General features: G+C 56.5%; 16 protein-coding genes and 1 pseudogene. 9 read left to right on the top strand and 8 right to left on the bottom strand.

From position 1 onward, the window contains the following. Positions 1-94 precede the first annotated feature (94 nt). The 4 genes from V5S80_RS08005 (at position 95) to V5S80_RS07990 (ending at position 5,714) form a co-directional block, all read left to right on the top strand. A complete protein-coding gene (locus V5S80_RS08005; RefSeq protein ID WP_395170252.1) occupies positions 95-640 on the top strand; it encodes a universal stress protein in 546 nt (181 codons plus the stop codon). Positions 641-734: 94 nt separating this feature from the next. Further along, positions 735-2,000: a DUF3068 domain-containing protein gene (locus V5S80_RS08000; protein WP_395170251.1), complete on the top strand. Its 1,266-nt coding sequence runs from the start codon at positions 735-737 to the stop codon at positions 1,998-2,000. Positions 2,001-2,149: 149 nt separating this feature from the next. Next, positions 2,150-3,382 (top strand): acetyl-CoA C-acetyltransferase, encoded by a 1,233-nt coding sequence (locus V5S80_RS07995; RefSeq protein ID WP_395170250.1) that lies wholly within the window; start codon positions 2,150-2,152, stop codon positions 3,380-3,382. 58 nt (positions 3,383-3,440) lie between these two features. Then, on the top strand, positions 3,441-5,714 hold the full coding sequence (locus V5S80_RS07990) for a 3-hydroxyacyl-CoA dehydrogenase NAD-binding domain-containing protein (RefSeq protein WP_395170249.1): 2,274 nt from the start codon (positions 3,441-3,443) through the stop codon (positions 5,712-5,714). Here the strand turns inward: V5S80_RS07990 and V5S80_RS07985 are convergent. The 7 genes and pseudogenes from V5S80_RS07985 to V5S80_RS07955 all read right to left on the bottom strand — a co-directional run bounded on the left by V5S80_RS07985 (position 5,692) and on the right by V5S80_RS07955 (position 13,696). Continuing rightward, the gene (locus V5S80_RS07985; RefSeq protein WP_395170248.1) at positions 5,692-7,338 is read right to left on the bottom strand and encodes an FUSC family protein; all 1,647 of its coding nucleotides are present in this window, start codon (positions 7,336-7,338) and stop codon (positions 5,692-5,694) included. The genes V5S80_RS07990 and V5S80_RS07985 overlap by 23 nt on opposite strands. Before the next feature lie 144 nt (positions 7,339-7,482). Continuing rightward, on the bottom strand, positions 7,483-9,090 hold the full coding sequence (locus tag V5S80_RS07980; protein WP_395170247.1) for a glycoside hydrolase family 32 protein: 1,608 nt from the start codon (positions 9,088-9,090) through the stop codon (positions 7,483-7,485). A gap of 86 nt (positions 9,091-9,176) precedes the next feature. Further along, positions 9,177-9,368: pseudogene (locus tag V5S80_RS07975) on the bottom strand (acetolactate decarboxylase); the annotation flags it as partial. Positions 9,369-9,450: 82 nt separating this feature from the next. Continuing rightward, the gene (locus tag V5S80_RS07970; RefSeq protein ID WP_395170246.1) at positions 9,451-11,316 is read right to left on the bottom strand and encodes a phosphoenolpyruvate carboxykinase (GTP); all 1,866 of its coding nucleotides are present in this window, start codon (positions 11,314-11,316) and stop codon (positions 9,451-9,453) included. A 170-nt stretch (positions 11,317-11,486) separates the two neighbouring features. Continuing rightward, positions 11,487-12,107, bottom strand: coding sequence for a DUF6802 family protein (locus V5S80_RS07965; RefSeq protein ID WP_395170245.1), 621 nt, complete (start codon positions 12,105-12,107; stop codon positions 11,487-11,489). A 36-nt stretch (positions 12,108-12,143) separates the two neighbouring features. Next, entirely contained in the window at positions 12,144-13,481 is a 1,338-nt protein-coding gene (locus tag V5S80_RS07960) for a hypothetical protein (protein WP_395170244.1), read from the bottom strand. Beyond that, a complete protein-coding gene (locus V5S80_RS07955; protein ID WP_395170243.1) occupies positions 13,478-13,696 on the bottom strand; it encodes a hypothetical protein in 219 nt (72 codons plus the stop codon). Before V5S80_RS07955 ends, V5S80_RS07960 begins: the two co-directional genes overlap by 4 nt. Before the next feature lie 184 nt (positions 13,697-13,880). Between V5S80_RS07955 and trmB the strand changes: the two genes are divergently transcribed. The 5 genes from trmB to V5S80_RS07930 all read left to right on the top strand — a co-directional run bounded on the left by trmB (position 13,881) and on the right by V5S80_RS07930 (position 18,660). Then, complete coding sequence (gene trmB, locus V5S80_RS07950; RefSeq protein ID WP_395170242.1) at positions 13,881-14,633, top strand: tRNA (guanosine(46)-N7)-methyltransferase TrmB; 753 nt, start codon at positions 13,881-13,883, stop codon at positions 14,631-14,633. Continuing rightward, positions 14,630-15,307, top strand: a complete 678-nt coding sequence (locus tag V5S80_RS07945) for an NYN domain-containing protein (RefSeq protein WP_395170241.1) — start codon at positions 14,630-14,632, stop codon at positions 15,305-15,307. Before trmB ends, V5S80_RS07945 begins: the two co-directional genes overlap by 4 nt. Then, positions 15,259-16,446, top strand: a complete 1,188-nt coding sequence (locus V5S80_RS07940; RefSeq protein WP_395170240.1) for a YbhN family protein — start codon at positions 15,259-15,261, stop codon at positions 16,444-16,446. Before V5S80_RS07945 ends, V5S80_RS07940 begins: the two co-directional genes overlap by 49 nt. Positions 16,447-16,490: 44 nt before the next feature. Continuing rightward, the gene (locus tag V5S80_RS07935; protein ID WP_395170239.1) at positions 16,491-17,066 is read left to right on the top strand and encodes a DUF3054 domain-containing protein; all 576 of its coding nucleotides are present in this window, start codon (positions 16,491-16,493) and stop codon (positions 17,064-17,066) included. Between the two features lie 100 nt (positions 17,067-17,166). Further along, entirely contained in the window at positions 17,167-18,660 is a 1,494-nt protein-coding gene (locus tag V5S80_RS07930) for a peptide MFS transporter (RefSeq protein ID WP_395170238.1), read from the top strand. A 103-nt stretch (positions 18,661-18,763) separates the two neighbouring features. Here the strand turns inward: V5S80_RS07930 and V5S80_RS07925 are convergent. After that, positions 18,764-19,165 (bottom strand): hypothetical protein (locus V5S80_RS07925; RefSeq protein ID WP_395170237.1); only part of this gene is annotated, 402 nt, incomplete at its 5' end.

Genomic DNA, 19,165 nt, shown 5'->3' with positions numbered 1-19,165 from the left:
TTATTCTCAGACACAATGTTTAGCTTATATGTATTGTCCTTGCACCTAAACGAAAAGACCTAAAATGGGATCACGTCGACCGAGAGGATTTCCCATGTCTGATTCCACCGCTTCCGCCACACCAGCCACCCCCACCACATCCACCGAGAACGACAATGATGCTCATACCGACACCATGCTCATCGCCTACGATGGCTCCGTCGAGGCCAAGCGGGCACTGGAATACGCTGGCCGGTTCCTCAGCACCCCTCGCGCATACATCCTGACAGCGTGGGAGCCCTTGCAGCATCAAGCCAACCGTGGCGTCGGAGCATCAATGGCTGGCGCGATGTACCACCCCTCAGACCGCCCTGGGGAGGACGACCCCGCCCATGCTGACGCACTGGAAATATGCAAAGAAGGCGTTCGCATTGCGCATGATAACGGCTTTGAGGCAGAGCCGTTTCTGGTCGAATCAGCCACCACCATTTGGAGCGCCATCGTGGATGCTGCCGATGAACTCGACGCCGATATCATCGTGTCTGGCACTCGTGGACTCACTGGATTCAAGTCGCTATTTCAAGCAAGTGTGTCCGATAATGTTCTTCGACACGCTGGGAAACCTGTCCTTATTGTTCCCCCCTTGCCTGACGACAAATAAACTAGAACACTGCACCGGCGACAGGGGGACGAGTAGACGCAGGTCACATCCCCCACCTAGGGTGAGAGCAGTACACCGTCGATGAGGAGAATCCGTGAATGCGAACGCGGGTGGCCGCAGCTTCTTTTCCAGGCTTCCTGGTCGCGCCTTCGGCGCCCGTCATCGCACGGCGCTAACTCGAGGGGCAATTAGCGTCGGTGTCGTTCTTTTGATTCTCGCGATTGCCGCGCCGACAATCATCGTCCCCTCGCTCAAAGAATTGCCAGCGGATGTTCACTATGACGTCTCCATGCAACCAGCACGAGGAATACTCATTGACTCTGCCGCCTACCGCGACAGGCGACCGTCGACCTCCCATGCGTCCGATCCCACCTGCACTGGCCGCACTATGCCAACGCGCTGCTATATCGAGACGAACGTTCCCCTTCGGGCCACGAAAAAGATCACAACAGCGTCATCGTCAAAGAAAAAAGCCAAGCTACGCGTGTCATCTACGTTATACGCTGGCACCCCCCAGGGAACAGAGGCAAAAAACGAAGTCGGATCCATTCACGATCACGTCACCCTCAACCGACACACCATGTTTCCCTCGAAGAATGCCGAATCATCGGTATCTATTGATTTCCCTGGATTCGGCACCACGGGTGACATACACCTATCGACAAGACCATTCGTTCGCGATGGCTACCAATTCCGGTTCCCCTTCGGGTCTGAACGGCGGTCCTATCGCTTCTTTGATACCGTCACCGGCAGCGCCACACCGATTGATTTTGTCGATGCTGTTCAACAGCGCGGAAAAAATGTGTACACGGGCGGAATTGATGTTTATCAATATAGCCAAGACCTCGGCCCGGTGAATCTCTATGATTCTCAGCAGCGGCTCATGGACAATGCCGGTGGGATATCCGAGAAGCAACACACCCAGTTGAATACACTTCGGCGGACTATACCGGCATCGTCGTGGGGGTTGAATTCTGACGCTCCCATTCACATGGATCCCTATTATGTGGCGACCCGAACAATCAACGTCGAACCTGCGTCGGGGATAATAACCAACAATTCAGTGAAAATATGGGTTTTTTATGCGCAAAATTACAATGAGGCAAAAAACATTGTAGACAATCGTGACAATGAATTAGCCTCACCCACCCGGACCATGCTCTACTTCGATTCATCGTGGGACGAGCACTCCACAGAATCACGGCTTCACACCGTGCATGACGTCATTAAACCACTGAATATATGGAGCAAAGCTGTCCCCTGGATCACGGGCCTGACCGGCATGGTCCTCCTGCTCGCAGGGTTGTACTCCTCGTTCGACAGTCGGCAACCACAGCGGAAACGATCCCTGAGCTCATAGTGGCACGGCCCAGGCCACCATTTTCTTCCCATTCACACCACACCTCCACACCACTCACATATAGTGACTCGTGACACAAAGGCGCGAGTATGTGAACACGCTCGCAGTATCGTCGTAGGAAGACACTAACTAATCAGGGAGGGCACCGCATGGCTTCAACCACCACCGAGACACAATCTCAAGCATTCATTTACGAGGCACTTCGCACACCCCGTGGCAAAGGAAAAGCCACGGGTTCACTGCATATTGCCAAACCTGTCACACTTCTGACCACACTCATCACAGAGATTCGACGACGTAACCCCAGCATCGACGAACATCGCATCTCCGACGTCATCACCGGCTGCGTCACCCCTGTCGCCGACCAGGGCATGGACATCGCCCGCACCGCAGCACTCCTCGCCGACCTCCCCTACTCCGCCACCGGCGTCCAACTCAACCGCTACTGCGCATCCGGCCTCAGCGCCGTCAACATCGCCGCCGCTAAAGTCCGCTCCGGATGGGACGAACTCATCCTCGCCGGCGGTGTCGAATCCATGTCCCGCGTCCCCATGGGATCCGACGGCGGCGCCCTCGCCATGGACCCCCAATCCGCATTCCACACAGACTTCGTCCCCCAGGGCATCTCCGCAGACCTCATCGCCACCCTCGACGGCATCACCCGCGACGACGTCGACGCCTACGCCGTACGCTCCCACCAGCGCGCCGCACAAGCATGGTCCGAAGACCGCTTCGCCACCTCCATCGTCCCCGTCACCGACCAAAACGGGCTCCTCCTCGACAAAGACGAAACCATCCGCCCTGACACCACCACCGAATCACTCGCCGCACTACAACCATCCTTCGCCACCATGGGAAGCATGGGCGGATTCGACGCCGCAGCGCTCACCCGCTACCCACAAGTCCAAAAAATCAACCACATCCACCACGCCGGCAACTCCTCCGGCATCGTCGACGGCGCCGCCATGACACTCATCGGCACCGAACAAGCCGGCACCGATATGGGGCTCACCCCACGCGCACGCATCGTCGCCACCGCCACGACCGGCGTCGACCCGACCATCATGCTCACCGCCCCCGCCCCCGCCTCACGCGCAGCCCTCAACAAAGCCGGCCTCACCACCGACGACATCGACGTCTGGGAAATCAACGAAGCCTTCGCCGCCGTCGTCCTCCGCGCACAACGGGAACTCCACATCCCAGACGACAAACTCAACATCAATGGTGGCGCCATCGCCATGGGTCACCCCCTCGGAGCCACCGGCGCCATGCTCATCGGCCACGCCGTCGACGAACTCCACCGCACCGGCGGCCGCTATGGCCTCATCACACTGTGCGTCGCCGGCGGAATGGGCGTCGCCACCATTATCGAACGCGTATAACCACCTTCCAGCACAGCAGTACTCACCTGCACAATTCACAACAAACAGAGGACAAAACATGACAGAGACAACGATCCACTGGGACGTCGATAACGCCGGCATTCTCACCCTCACCATGGATGACCCCACGTCCTCGGTCAACACCATGAACGACGCCTTCCGCACCAGCCTCCACAACACCATCACGAAACTCACCACAGCCGTCGACGACGGACACGTCACAGGGGTGATCCTAACCTCCGCCAAAAAAACGTTCTTCGCTGGTGGGGACATCACATCCATGATCACCGCCGGCCCCGAGGACGCACAATCCACCTACAACATGATCACCGACATGAAACGGGACCTCCGCACACTCGAGACACTCGGCATCCCCGTCGTCGCAGCCATCAACGGCGCTGCTCTCGGTGGCGGCCTCGAAATCGCACTCAGCTGTCACCATCGCATCGCCTCCAAGGAGAAAAGCACCCGCCTAGGACTCCCTGAAGTCACCCTGGGTCTCCTCCCTGGTGGCGGTGGTGTCGCGCGAACCGTACGCATGCTTGGTATCCAGGAAGCCCTCATGTCCGTCCTGACCACCGGCAAACAGATGCGCCCAGATGCGGCCAAAGAACTCGGCCTCATCGATGATGTTGTCGCCCCCGACAACCTCATCACCGCCGCACGCGAATGGCTGGCCAGCAACCCAGACCCCATCCAACCGTGGGACAAAAAAGGCTACCGCATTCCGGGCGGCACCCCCACCACTCCGAAACTGGCCAGTATCCTCCCGTCCTTCCCGGCTACAGTCACCAAGCAAATCAAGGGCGCACCCATGCCCGCCCCGAAAGCTATCCTCGCAGCCGCTGTCGAAGGTGCACAGGTCGATTTCGACCACGCCCTCGACATCGAGTCCCGCTACTTCGTCGAGCTCGTCACTGGCCCCACCTCGACCAACATGATGCAGGCCTTCTTTTTCGACCTCCACCATTGCAACGGCGGCGGGTCACGCCCCCGCTCCGTCGAGAAGAAACAGTTCACCAAACTCGGCATGGTTGGTGCTGGCATGATGGGCGCAGGCATCGCCTACGTCGCAGCCAAAGCCGGGATGGAGGTTGCACTCAAGGACGTCGAGCTCGCCAACGCCGAGCGTGGCAAAGCCTACTCTGAGGACCTAGAGAAGAAGGCACTCGAACGCGGCCGAACCACCCCTGAAAAATCCCAGGCACTGCTAGACCGCATCACACCTACCGCAGACTACGCTGACCTTGCGGACTGTGACATCGTCATCGAGGCCGTCTTCGAAAACACCGAACTCAAACACAAAGTCTGGGCAGAGATCGAAGAAGCCGTCCCCCATGATTGCCTCCTGGGATCCAACACCTCCACACTGCCCATCACGGGCCTCGCCGACGGCGTCACCCGCCCCAACAAGTTCATCGGCATCCACTTCTTCTCCCCCGTGGACAAGATGCCACTCATCGAGGTCATCAAGGGCGAAAAAACAGATGACGACACCCTCGCTGGCGCACTTGACTTCTCCAAACAGATCCACAAGACACCCATCGTCGTCAACGACTCCCGTGGCTTCTACACCTCACGTGTCATCGGATTCATGCTCGACGAATCCCTCCGCATGCTGGCCGAAGGCATCGACCCCGCCGTCATCGAAGCTGCAGGACGCCAAGCCGGCTATCCCGCACCGCCGTTGCAACTCACCGACGAACTCAACCTGAAACTGGTCCGCAAGATCAACACCGAAAACGCTAAAGCCGCCGAGGCTGCTGGCATCACCATTGATGACGGTGGCGTCACCACGATCGTCAACGCCATGCTCGATGACTATGATCGCCCCGGCAAACTCGAAGGACGCGGTTTCTACGAGTACACCGACGGCAAACGCACGGGCCTCTGGGAAGGTCTCTGGAGCAAGCTCGGAGCAGGTACCGTGTCCATCGGCGACTACGAATCAAAGGTCTCCCACACCGACCACCGCGGTCAACGCCGGGACGCCCCCAACACACCCAGCGCCAACGCCCCCACATTTGCCGACCTGCGTGAACGTATCCTCTTCGCCGAGGCGCTCGAAACACAAAAGTGCGTCGATGAGGGTGTCCTCATGGACGATGCCGATGCCAACATCGGCTCCATCATGGGCATCGGATTTCCCGCATGGACCGGCGGCACACGCCAGTACATCAAGAACTACGTCCGTCCCGCCGACGCCGACCTCCCCGCCACTGCGGACGATGACTACCCCACCCGCGGTATCCCTGGATTCGTGGCCCGCGCCCGTGAACTCGCCGCGAAGTACGGTCAGCGCTTTGAGCCTATGGAATCGCTGACGTCGTAGGACGCGCGGCCATCAACACGCGTGTCATCAAAACGCTAGCCTCCTGTGTATCCAGCGGGACACCGTCAATAGGTGGTAGGCGCCGGATCATTTCGTTCAATGCCCGGCGGGCGCGCCGGGCGTTGATCACTTCGTCCGGGTTCTCTACCCAACACCCGCACAGGACTACATACGAAAATTCGTTGATTAATGCCGACAGATCCTCCCACTCATGGAGGTCTTTCGGCAGGTCGCGGGCGTAGAGTTCATCCATACGCCGTGAGGCGCTGAGCTCAAGTAGCACTTGGCGTCGTGCAACAATACCTGGCCGTGTCAGGTCAGTCCGGTCCGCGATGTAATCCAATAAAAAGCCATCGGCGAGAAGGACACGCCGCGCCTGCCGCCGTACAATCGATGTGGGGGCACGTGATGATCCGGTCGACCACAACACGAACAAGGCGACGATGGCTCCAATGACGGTCTCTCCGGCACGTTGGGACACAATATCAACGGCGGTCAGACTATTCGTGGGAGCGGTGTTGAGGATCAGCAAAATCATCGCAGTCATCCACACGGATCCCAGTGCGTAATTGCGTGTGATGGTAAATAGTGTCATCGAGTACAGCAGGGCACAGATCAGCAACAACATGATGGTTGGTGGTTCACACACATGGACCACACCAAACAGTGCGATGCCCACCAGGGTGCCAACGACGCGATCACAGCCCCGGTGCGTCGTACTAATGCGGTCTCGCCCGAGGCTGAGTACCATTGCGGAGGTCATTACCGCCCAGTATGGGTGGCCGAATCCTAGGCCGTAGGTCAATGCCCCCGTGATGAAGATAGATATTCCCATACGCAGACCGATGTGTACCGCTGCTGATCGGAAACTCAGCGACCATTTCACACGACGTATCGCCGATGGTGGCCCCAAGTATGGAGACACCTGTGACAATGCGGGTGGATGGTCCATATTCATGAGGAAGCCCATGGCGCGCAGTGTGCGCCACCGGCACCACACCACGGCTTCCACAAATCGCGCATGAATGTCTCGGGCTTCCCTCGCCGCTCGTCGGCCATACTGTGATACTGGTGTGTGATGTCGGCCCCACCCGTAGCCGACACGGACATCTTCTAATGCTGTAAATACGGCCGCGTGCGCGGTCAGGCGACGCTGCGCTGCCTGCCTACTTGTCAAGTTTTCTTCGTATAAATCGTCCACGGCCTTGTCCGCCGCGGCAATGTCGTCGCGCATTGCTTGGTGTCGGTCCATCAGCTGAAGCGTCATCGAGATACAGAGCGCCATGATATAGCCCCATGTCCCCGCCACGATCAGGGTTGCTCCATCGACGCCTCTCGTCGGCATGTACGTCGCGACAGCACACGCGATCACATACTGCATGGCCCCGGGAGGAAACGTAATCAAGCTGTGATAGACAATGCTGCCGACACACCCAATCAACGCCATCACCACAACAGTGAGCAGGATGTTCCCGGAAATTGCCACTCCCACTGAGGTCGAGGTAACGAAGCAAATACCGAACACGAGGACAATGCGAAGGCGACGCAGTGGCGGCATATCGCGCGCCGACATCGCAATAAATACGCCAGTTAATCCGGACAAAGCTAGGACTGGGGAAAACACAACGGCGAGGGTGAATAAGGTAATCAGTCCTGTGATTATGCCGTGGATCGTGTAACTACCGATCCCCGGGGTCTCAGGTAGCGAGAAAAAATTATGTGCTTCCCGCCGGGAAAGCTCTATACACCTATTCCACCATCGCACTAGCTATGTCCACGTCTCCTCTACCCAATGATCGCCACGAGCCAGGAACAACCTCGAGGTCAAGGTATACCCCGCAACATGGACTTCCATTATCGACCCGTCCACGCTCAGCAATAATTCGGATCGTCCCATGTGGCGCCGATAGTTCTCAATCGCTTCAGATAAAATCATGACACCACGAACGTCAGGTCCATCGTGATATGACTGAGCATTCCGATCGATACGAACCAACACATCGCCGGCTTTATTCCGCATCAAATCCACATCAACATGGACACCGTCTGCCGAAACCACTTCCAGGTGCAGCCGTCCGCTCGGCTCAGGAAGGTCCCGGCGCACGCCGATGACCGTGCCATACACGTTTGTCTCCGGGATGATCCCCGAATCAATCGCGCCTGATGCGACAGCTGCCGCAGCGGAGGCCGTGGTCACAAATTCCTGGGCAAGACGGCCGCCACACAGACGGACCCGGCGTGGCATCGTCAAACAATGAATCCAGCCGTCATCCGCCGATGGTTGGTCATCGGCTTCCGGTAGGCCTGCCCAAGCGATGAGCACAGCATCATCAACAACAGCATCGGTATCAGTGCCAGCATTCGTGTTCCCACTCGGTTCATGCTCAGCGGGGACTGGTGTTAACCGCGCAGCGTAAAATTCGTGTCCTAGATCAAGTTCGCTACATCCACGCTCCACGTGGAACGTGGTGCCTTCGAGTCGGCCCACATAATAAACACACTGTGCCGAACTGGTGAAATGATGGGCTCGGGGTTCCACCCCACGCATGCTCACTACAAGAACATCCTTCTCCTCACCGGTTATGCAATCACGCATGCGAAGAAGGTTCGGGTACTCCCATGTCGAGGCATCAGGGGCAATGTCGAATGTGTCCCCCTCGACGGCGGCGGATATATCAAGTTTCAGTGGTCCTTCTGGCGTCCACGACCGCAGGTTATCCGACCTATATAGGTGTGCTACCGGTTCCCGCTCCGACCCGACAATCATTCGCCACCCTCCGACGGGTGAATCAGGATCGCGGAACACGAATGGGCCACATGTCCCCGGTGGTGATTCCACACCCGCGACCAGCGGATTATGGCTGTGTGGTCGGCACCATCCGCCGTGCCGGCCACTTGTGTCAAATAACGCCGCCATATTCACGGACGTGTTACACCATTCGGCAGAGAAGCGTACCGAAGGTGAGTCTTCCGCACCTGGTGAATCAGGGAGGCCACGAGACTTGCCTGTCGGGGCAACAATCCCTGTATACACCAGGCGAACGGTGCCGTCGTCGTCACGAACTGCGCTACCCGCAAGGCACCCGTCACGGTCATACTCATGATTCGGTACCAACACATCCGGGTGAAACCGCCATTCAGACTTCAGCTGCGACGACCGTCCCTGCGGACCTGGGGTCACAGCCACGCTGGCGTGCCCCCATCGAAGACGTGAATTCACCACGGGAAAGCGCTGATCATGCGCGAAAAACACATGGAGGCGACCACCGTCCATCACAACACCATTGGGTGCCAGAATACGGCCACCGGCCGGCGTAACGTGGAATCGTGGACGCCATGACTCCACTATGGTTGCTTCACGACGGGACGTAGACACTAATCTTTCACCTCAGTTGTATGAAGCTTCTCGTCCAAATTCTCTGGATCTCGATCTGCTCGAGAGAAATCCTTGGTCAACGGGAGTTTCAGCTGATAACGTATCCCGTCGATGATGACCATCTCGCCATCGACGGCATCGAAGGTCCCCAACCCGAAGTTACCTTTTCCTAGTAACTCATCAGTGGTCATGTCACCGTCGTGAATACCATCCAACAACGCGGTCATGAGTGAGTGTTGAAAGATGGAATGTCGAACGAGTGGATGATCATGACTCATGACCAGCAATATATTACACGCAAAGGGTGCACACCAGTGATGATGTGCACCCTTCCCTATTGTCCCTCATACGAGGAAGGTCTTACTTTACCTTCATGTCGTCGAGAGCATCGTTGCCGTCATTATTAGCTGTCGTGATCCGCTTTTTCAGGTAGTCGAACTCATCCCACATCTCCTGAGGAACCTTCGGCCCCAAGTGGGTCAACCACTTTTCAGTGTCAGCCAAATCCATCTGCCACTTGTCTGCAGGGGCAGTCAATGCGGCTTTCACGTCAGCCGGATCGGTCTCCAAGCCATCAATGTCGATGTCTTCAGCACGCGCGGTATATCCCACCACGGTCTTCTTGGCATCGACGCGCCCCTCAATACGGTCCACGATCCATTTCAGGACACGACTGTTCTCGCCGAATCCTGGCCACAAGAAACGACCATCGTCACCCCGACGGAACCAGTTGACGAGGAAAACTTTAGGAAGCTTGTCTCCACCCTTCTTACCCATGTCCAACCAGTGCTGGAGGTAGTCCCCGACGTTGTATCCGATGAACGGAAGCATGGCCATCGGATCATAACGGAGAGTACCCACCTTAGCTTCGGCCGCCGCAGCAGTCTGACCGGACGCGAGAGTTGCACCAATGAAGGTAGCGTGCTGCCAGTCGATAGCCTCGGTCACCAGGGGAACCGTGTCAGGGCGACGACCACCGAACAGGATTGCATCCACCGGTACGCCCTGAGGGTCATTGAATTCTGGCGCAGCTACCGGGCATTGCTCAATCGGGACGCAGTATCGAGAGTTCGGGTGTGAGGACAGGGAATCCCCCTCTGGGGTCCAGTCCTTACCAGTCCAGTCGATCAGATGATCTGGTGTACTCTCCAAGCCTTCCCACCAGACATCACCATCATCGGTCAGGCCCACGTTGGTAAATAGGCTGTTGCCCGGTTCCATCGTCTTCATAGCGTTGGGGTTGGACTTGTAATTCGTCCCTGGGGCGACGCCGAAGAATCCGTTCTCTGGGTTCACGGCATAGAGGCGACCATCCTCACCGAAACGCAGCCATGCGATGTCGTCACCAATGACTTCAGCTTTCCAGCCCGGAATGGTCGGCTGGATCATGGCGAGGTTGGTCTTACCGCACTGCGACGGGAATGCTGCGCAGATGTGGTAGGCCTTTCCTTCTGGTGATATTAGCTTCAGGATGAGCATGTGCTCAGCCATCCAACCTTCGTCTTTACCCATGACAGAGGCAATACGCAGGGCGTAACATTTCTTCGCCAAGATCGCGTTTCCGCCGTAGCCAGACCCGTACGACCAGATCTCACGGTCCTCAGGGAACTGCGTAATATACTTGGTTTCATTGCAGGGCCACGTCGAATCCTCGTGACCGGGTTCTAGCGGTGCGCCAACTGAGTGCAGCCCCTTCACAAAGGGGCCGTCACCAATCTTGTCCAGCGCTTCTTTACCCATGCGAGTCATGATCCGCATCGACATCACAACATACTCGGAGTCGGTCAACTCAATACCGAGCTTAGGGTCGGTATCGGTTATCGGGCCCATGCAGAACGGAACCACATACATGGTCCGACCTTTCATTGAACCCCTGTAGTGCTCCGACATCTCGGCGCGCATGTCCTGGGGATCACGCCAGTGATTGGTCGGGCCAGCGCCATCTTCAGTGCGAGAACAAATAAACGTCCGAGACTCAACACGAGCCACATCGGCGGGATCAGACGATGCTAAATATGAATTAGGGCGCTTGTCTTCATTGAGCTTCACCAACGTCCCTTTTTTGACAAGATCCTCTGCGAAGGCTTCCCATTCTTCATCCGAGCCATCACAGAAAACAACCTTGTCTGGTTGGCATAGCTCAGCACACTCGGCGATCCAGTTGAGCATATCTTGGTTTGTCGTCGGGGCGCTACCGTCAAGCCCCGGAATCGTCGCTGTTGACATAGGATCGTCTCCTCACATCGATATACAACACCAGGCGCGCCACACGATCAGTGTGACGCTCCCGGCTTCTGGTAACACTGTAACTGGAAGTGGAAAGAATAAGGCTGTCTTTACCCCAATTTGTGTAGCGACGAATTTCACAGTGTGGGGGATACTTTATCCTTGTTCAATCACCCCCAATTTCCACGCTCAAGGCATTCCCACCGCCCTCTCGTCCACGCCTCCACACATTGATGCGGCCTCGATGAATCCCGGTGTGCCACCACCGCGTCGCGATCCTTCGACGCCTCACCCGCATCACCCCGTTTGTGATTTTTCTCACCACCAGGGTGTGCCCCCATGTCCCCACTAAGCAACCGACGCGACATCTCGTAACCAGAGCGATGGCCATGACCATTGCCAGTATCACCGTTCCCATCACCCCCACGATGATGGTCACGATCCTCGTCATCACTGGAATCCATCGCCCATGAGGCATATCCACCGTCAAACCGCACGGTCGTCACCCGGTCAACCATGCCATCACCATCCGAGTCGGTATATACCGTCAAACCGTGATCATCAGACAGTGTCACTGAATCACTCGCACCATCACCATCCGCATCCAGGCGCGCATCCCCCAGGTCATAAAAATTTCCTTCTAACGACAACGTCAGCCCCGACACGCCAGGCAACCCCTGATGGCAATCCGTCAAACCACACAGGACAGACGCTGATGGCTCACTCGCAAAGGAGCTATCCCACAGTCCATCTAACTGCCCACTGTCATCAAAGAATAACCCGTCGGACATCTTTATCCCCTCCTCCGCCTCTCATCAACAGCAGTGCTATCGCCTCATCCGTCGAGATGACACCATCTCCGCATGAGCCAACGCCTCCTGCAACGCAACCGTTCGCAATCCGCCTGAACGCAAACGCCTCACACGATTTTCCTCAGCGTGGCTCATGACCTGACGCGCATGATCAACCCACTGATCTCGCGCCAACGACAGCGCTTCAGCACCACCTACCCGCCGGAAATTGTTCTGAAGTTGTTGATGCCGCATATAACTGACGGCGACCGCACATAACAGGCCAAATGCAATACCCAGACTGATAGATACTCCAAACGCTGTCCCCGTCAGTGGCATTACCACCATTCGAGCAACACCCAAACCTAAACTAATACCGAGAGAGATAATCAAGATTCGTTCCGCCAAACTTGCTGCTGGAGGATCAAAAGGCACATCGATATACGGCACTGGTTCAGTACCATCAGGCCGATTTTCATTCAACTGATCAGTGGCAGCATCAATAATCTCTGGGAGTTCTTGTGGGTCAAGGCAGGACCGCCACTCGGACGACGCCGATCGGTATGCATCCTGAATAGCACGATCCATCGTTGCCCGAGAATTTTGATTGATGACAGCCATGCTGTCCCGCCGCTGTTTTTCCTCCGCATGAAGCCAATTTCGCAGCGTATTCGATGGGAGCAACGCATGCGGCGAAACATCATAAGTCATTTTTGTTTCGGGTACGCGAACGACACCAATATCAGACAATACCGCTGTCGCAGCCGCACTCGGAGTCGATACATTCTCTCCCCGAGTGTGCTCGTCGCCAGAGAGTTCCCTGTCGTATCTCGACGCCGCGTCCCCGTTGTCACGGGTAGCTGACGTCGATAGAGCTGTCAATTCCTGTGCACACGCCTGACATGCTGCCATCAATTCATAGTCGGAATAGACAATGGGGACGCCGTCCCAATCACGAGGCAGCATCTCACCGCATGCAGCACGGTGCTCATCATGTGCAAAACTCGGAGACAAATTCCCATCCGGGGACGACACAATCACGACATGGCTCACCGCCCGACGGATCGCGTCGACAACTCGCTGATCTTTATCAGGAATGATTTGCCCAGATGCCGGAGGGATCACGGCGATGACAACATCAGGCTGAACTTCTGGGCCCGCAGCCACAGCAACGTGCCACGATACCGAGCTAGAATCACCGACGGTCCCGCTCCTCACCGCTGCCTCCACCACACCGGCGATCCGAGGAAGCCCAATCACACCCGGGCCAATGATACTGACCACGTACTGGGGTTTATCGTGCCCATACCCCCCACCGGACGACGTGGACGCCATACCCCATGATGGCTGGCGAGACATCGAGGGCCCACTCATGCACCATCACCCACCTGCATATCAATGACCTCTTGTATCCGATCACGCATCGCAGGATCCACTGCCGCGCTCTGCTCCAACGCAGCGCGAACCGAGGCAAGGTCCCCCACATTATTCACCGCTTCATCAAAAAAATGTCGAGCCTCACAGTTGCTATGTGGATACGACATTTGAATGAAACGGATTAACGACGCGACAGACCTATCTGATTGCATGGCATCCCCCTGATTCACGTGCCACCGCCGCACCGCAGCGCGGCTTATCCGGCAACATAGTGCGACCATATTATGACCAGGATCCGTACGAGGGGCAACCCCTCATGCCACACGACGTAAAAATTCCGAGACATCACAGCCGAAAGATTGATTAAAGTTAGACCCCCCTGGCAAAATAGCCCCGGTGTCCACGAATCTTGAACACCCTATTGGTGAGCTCCCCCACGGTCGACCCCAACAAACCATTGTTGATGATGGTCGCGACTACCCCCGATTAGGAACGGTGAGCTTCCGGCGGGGAACATTAACCCCTCGTCAACAAGAACTGTGGGACGAGAAATGGCCAACCTACGGCCGCATCCTTGATGATGATGTCATCTCCGTCGAAGACTGGTTTCACCGTCCTGGCCCAACGATCCTAGAAATCGGATCCGGAACCGGTACCTCAACCGTAGCCATGGCGCCCCATGAGCCCAACGCCAACATCATTGCCGTCGACTTATATAAACCTGGCCTCGCTAAGCTGCTCGGTGCGTTCATCCGGGAAGAGATCGAGAACATCCGCATGATTCGCGGTGACGGTGTTGAGGTCCTTCACCGCATGATCCCCCCTGCGTCACTCGCAGGGGTACGCATTTTCTTTCCTGACCCCTGGCCCAAAGCCCGCCATCATAAGCGCCGCATCATCCAGTCAGGGACTCTGCACCTTATCGCCTCGCGTCTTCGACCCGGCGGTGTTGTGCACGTCGCCACTGACCATGCTGGCTACGCGGAATGGATTGACGAACGCGTCAACGTCGAACCTGATCTCGAGTACATGGGTTGGCCGTGGGATGAGGCCCCTATTTTGACCGACCGCCAGCTCACCACCAAGTTTGAAAACCGTGGGCTCAAAATGGACCACACCATCAGGGAATACTTGTGGAGGCGGAAGTGACACATCACGCACATACCCCGTCCCGAGGCCATTCGTACTCAACAGTGCCCGACGTCACCCCCTCCGCGCTTCTCATCTGGGATGCCCCCAATATCGACATGGGCCTGGGCTCAATCATCGGTGGACGGCCTGGCTCCTCCTATCGCCCTCGGTTCGATGCCCTAGGCCAATGGCTGATCCGAGAAACAGACAAGCTTGGTGCCGCACGCGCTGAGAATATCGAGCCAGAAGCGACCGTTTTCACCAACATCATGCCCGGATCTGCGGACTCTATTCGCCCGTGGATCGACGCGCTCCGTAATGTTGGCTTCGCGGTGTTCGCGAAGCCAAAACTTTTCGAGGACACTGATGTTGACCCGGATATGCTGGCACACATCAACCGCCGGTATGACGAAGGGGTCTTACGGTCGGTCTATGTCGCCAGCGCTGACGGGCGAAATTTCCAGCCACGGTTAGAAGAGCTTGCCGCCGACGGTATCGACGTTGCCGTGCTCGGATTTTACGAACACGCCACGTGGGCCGTGATGAGCGAGACGATCCGGTTTATCGATCTCGAAGATGTCCCTGATGTCTTCGCAAATCCACTCCCGCGGGTCAACCTCGACCGCCTCCCCGACGAGGGCGCGTGGTTGCAGCCTTACCGTTCCCTCCGCTCGGTGAAGCCTTCATCATGACGGCTGAGCACGAGAGGGCTGATGCGCTGCCCATGGGAACCACTGTCTCGCCGGACGTCCGAGCTTCACAATGGTCCCACGCCTCTGGGCGTCGTGGGTGTCAATCTCGTCCACGGGGGCGGCTAGCCATTACACTCTTGCATCACCCTCTTGTGCGGGTTATTTTCTTCGTCGTTGTCGCAGCCGCCGTCACTCTTGCTGTGAGGGGAAGCGTCGACTTCGTTTCACAAGGTCTCACCTCCATCGCATCAGCACGTCCACCCTGGATTATCGTCGGCATTATTGTCATCTCTGTGTCCATACTGGCGATGGGCGAATTCATGTACGTTCTTTTGCGCAGTGCTGGGGTTTCATGCACACGATCCAGTGTGTATGCGCTCACTCTGACATCAAACTCTATCTCTGCGACGTTTCCCGGTGGCCCTGCTATCTCAGTAGCAATGATCTTCCGTGAGCAGCATAAATGGGGAGCATCCTCTGTCATCGCCAGTTGGTACATGGTCATTTCAGGGGTCATCGCATCAGGGGTACTTGCGCTCTACGGCCTCACCGCGTTCTGTTTCTTAGACGCACACGTTAATCCGTGGACTCTGGTGGTCTCTCTCGCTGCCGTTGTTGTCGTCGTGTTCGTGGTGAAATGGCTAGCATCACATGTCTCCCTGGTGGAGGATATTACTGTCAAGATCCGCCGCCGGATCAACCACTACCGGGGACAACCGGGCGACCACGGGGTGGAGACCACTCGTGACAACATCACCACGTTGAAGAGCGTTGATCTTCCTTTCCCTAAGCTCGTGGTGGCCGCTTTGTGGTCAGCGGTTAACTGGGGTGCAGATTGTCTCTGCCTCCTTATGTGCTTGTGGGCTGTGGGTGCACATCCGAGCATCGCATCGGTGGTATTGGCTTTCGTCACTGCCAAGATTGTAGGTACAGCCCAGGTCACGCCAGGTGGATTGGGCCCCGTTGAAGCAGCGATCGTTGGCACGCTGGTGGCAACTGGTTTGCCGTCTGCGACGGCCTTGGCTGCGACGGTTATCTTCCGGATGATCTCATTCATCCTGTTAGCGGCGGTCGGTTGGGTAGTCTTTTTTATCCAATATGCTGGGCCAAAACGCGCGATGATGCTCGAACGGTCATGATTTAAGTAACAAACGTCTACAGGAAACAACGATTGGAGCCCATCATGTCAACATCCATCAATACCGGGTCTGTCCCCTATGGCCCGGAAACTTCCACAGACACGCCAGCGGGGGAAGCGGAGGCTGCATCAACCGTCGCATCGGTTACTCAGGGCACCAGCAATGGGGGTGCTCCCGGTCTGCAGGTCAGCTACGTACAAGCAGTGATCATGGACATCGTCGCAGTTCTACTCTTCGCACTGTTCGCACGCATTGCGCATAACTCACCGGAGCTGCCGTTCACGTGGGGTGGGGTCGTGGCTACTGCGTGGCCGTTCGTCCTCGGTGCAGCAGCCGGGTTCGGGGGCATGGCGATTCTCCACAAGCCTGCTGGAACTGTGAAGCCGTTCGGGATGACCGTATGGATTCTGGCTGTCGTTGTTGGGCTGACGATCTGGGGGATTCACCACAATACATTTCCGCATTGGTCATTCATGATTGTCGCAACAGTAGTGTCGGCGTTGTTTATTCTTGGATGGCGAGGGCTTACGCGTTTTTCCGCGTCACGGACACGCAAACGGCGTGAGCGTCGACAAGCGCTGATTGATGCCGAAGAAGTATCGAAAAACACAAGTAGATAGTAGTTTGGTGCGGGGTTTTCAACGACATGGTGCATGTCTTTGGGTGGGGCGAATGCGACGTTATGTGTGACGAGCACTTGTGGAATGCTTCAATAGCCGTATGTCAAAAACCGACTCGGGCCCGAGTTCTACTCTGATGGGCCGAGAGCAGACCGTCACGAGAACATTTTTCGGCCACCCGTGGGGATTGGCGAATCTCTTCGGCGTTGAAATGTGGGAGCGCTTCAGTTTCTACGGGTTGCAAGGTCTTGTTCTCTTTTACCTCTATTACAGCAGCGACGATGGTGGCTTGGGTCTGTCGGAAAGTGTGGCGACCTCGATCGTTGGTGCTTACGGTGGAGCGGTTTTTCTTTCCTCTATCGCTGGTGCATGGATTTCTGATCGTGTTTTCGGTGCGGAGAAAACACTGGTCTATTCAGCGGTGATGATCATGGTGGGGCACTTATCGCTTGCGCTTGTACCTGGGTTCACAGGGTTGATTGTTGGCCTTGTGTTGATTGCTGCAGGGTCGGGAGCGTTAAAGACTGCAAACTCTGCGCTGGTGGGGGCACTGTACCATGAGCAAGATCCTAAGCGCGACGGTGGGTTCTCGTTGTTCTATATGGGTGTGAACATCGGTGCCTTGATTGGTCCTTTGGTAACGGGTGTGTTGTGGAAGGATATGGGGTTTCACTGGGGTTTCGGTGTTGCTGCAGCGGGAATGGCTTTGGGACTATTCCAATACATTCTCATGAGGAAAAGTACGCTGGAGAATGCTGGTGCACACGCTCCCAACCCGTTGCCTTCCGACGGGCGCGGGAAGGCTTGGGTCGGGGCCGTCACTCTGGTTATCGTCGTTGTGGGTATTTCGCTTCTGATTCCAGCGTCCCACCTGTCGACATGTGCTGCGGTCATCGCTGTTGTCGCTGCGGTCTACTTTTGGCAGGATATGTACCGCTCGTCGTTGGTGACTCGGACTGAAAAGAATCGGCTTCTTGGTTTTGTTCCGATGTTTGTTGCTGCGTGTGTGTTCTGGTCGATCTATCAGCAGCAGTTCACCATGGTTGCGCTGTATGCGGATAAGAAACTGAATTTGAGCTGGGGCTTCATGGATACTCCGGCATCATGGGTTCAATCGATTAATCCGATTTTTATTGTTCTTTTGGCTCCTGTGTTTACGTTTATGTGGGATCGTTTGGGGGTACGGCAGCCGTCGACTCCAGTGAAGTTTGGTATGGCGGCGATGTTGTTGGGTTGTGGTTTAGTGCCGTTCTTGTTCTTTGTGGGGTATGCCGATCACACCACGCCTTATTACATGATTGTTGTGGTTTTATTCCTGTTTACTCTGTCAGAGCTGTTGATCTCGCCGGTTGGGTTGTCTATGGCTACTAGGCTTGCTCCACGCGCGTATCCAGCGCGGATGGTAGCTATGTGGAATCTTACGGTGGCGGTGGGGACTGCGCTAGCTGGGACGTTGGCTGGTTTCTATAACCCCAATTCGACGGATGATTCCACGATGTATTTTGTCGCAATGATCGGTGCATGTGTCGCAAGTGGGCTGGTGATTGTGGCTGTTGCTTTGCCTATTGTGAAGCTGTTTGACGGGGTGAAATAGCGTCGAGATTGGCGTGCGCCGCGGCGATCTTTTCACCGCGGCGGTCATCACTTTGTGGTGATGTGATTCTGTGCACGATCACTTAATAGTGCACAGAGATGTTTTATGCATATAAGTAGGGGGCAATGGCGTCGTCGCCGCAGGAGCTGGAGGTTCCCAGGCTGTCGAAACCGCAGTCGCTGCCGCCGTAGATCGAGTCACCGAAGCCGGTACCGCAATCACTGCCACCGGTACCGCAATCACTGCCACCAGTACCGCAGTCACCGCCACCGAAGACCGAGTCACCGAAGCCGGTACCGCAATCACTGCCACCGGTACCGCAGTCACCGCCGCCAACGCCACAGTCACCACCACCAGAGGTCGAACCACCACCGATACCACCGGAAATCAAATCACCGATGCCACCACCAATGGCACCACCGATGCCACCACCGGTACCGCAGTCACCGCCGCCAACGCCACAGTCACCACCACCAGAGGTCGAACCACCACCGATACCACCGGA

It is taken from the genome of Corynebacterium sp. PCR 32 (assembly GCF_037464985.1).
GTDB lineage: Bacteria > Actinomycetota > Actinomycetes > Mycobacteriales > Mycobacteriaceae > Corynebacterium > Corynebacterium kroppenstedtii_D.
This window is presented reverse-complemented; position numbering and strand designations above follow the sequence as displayed.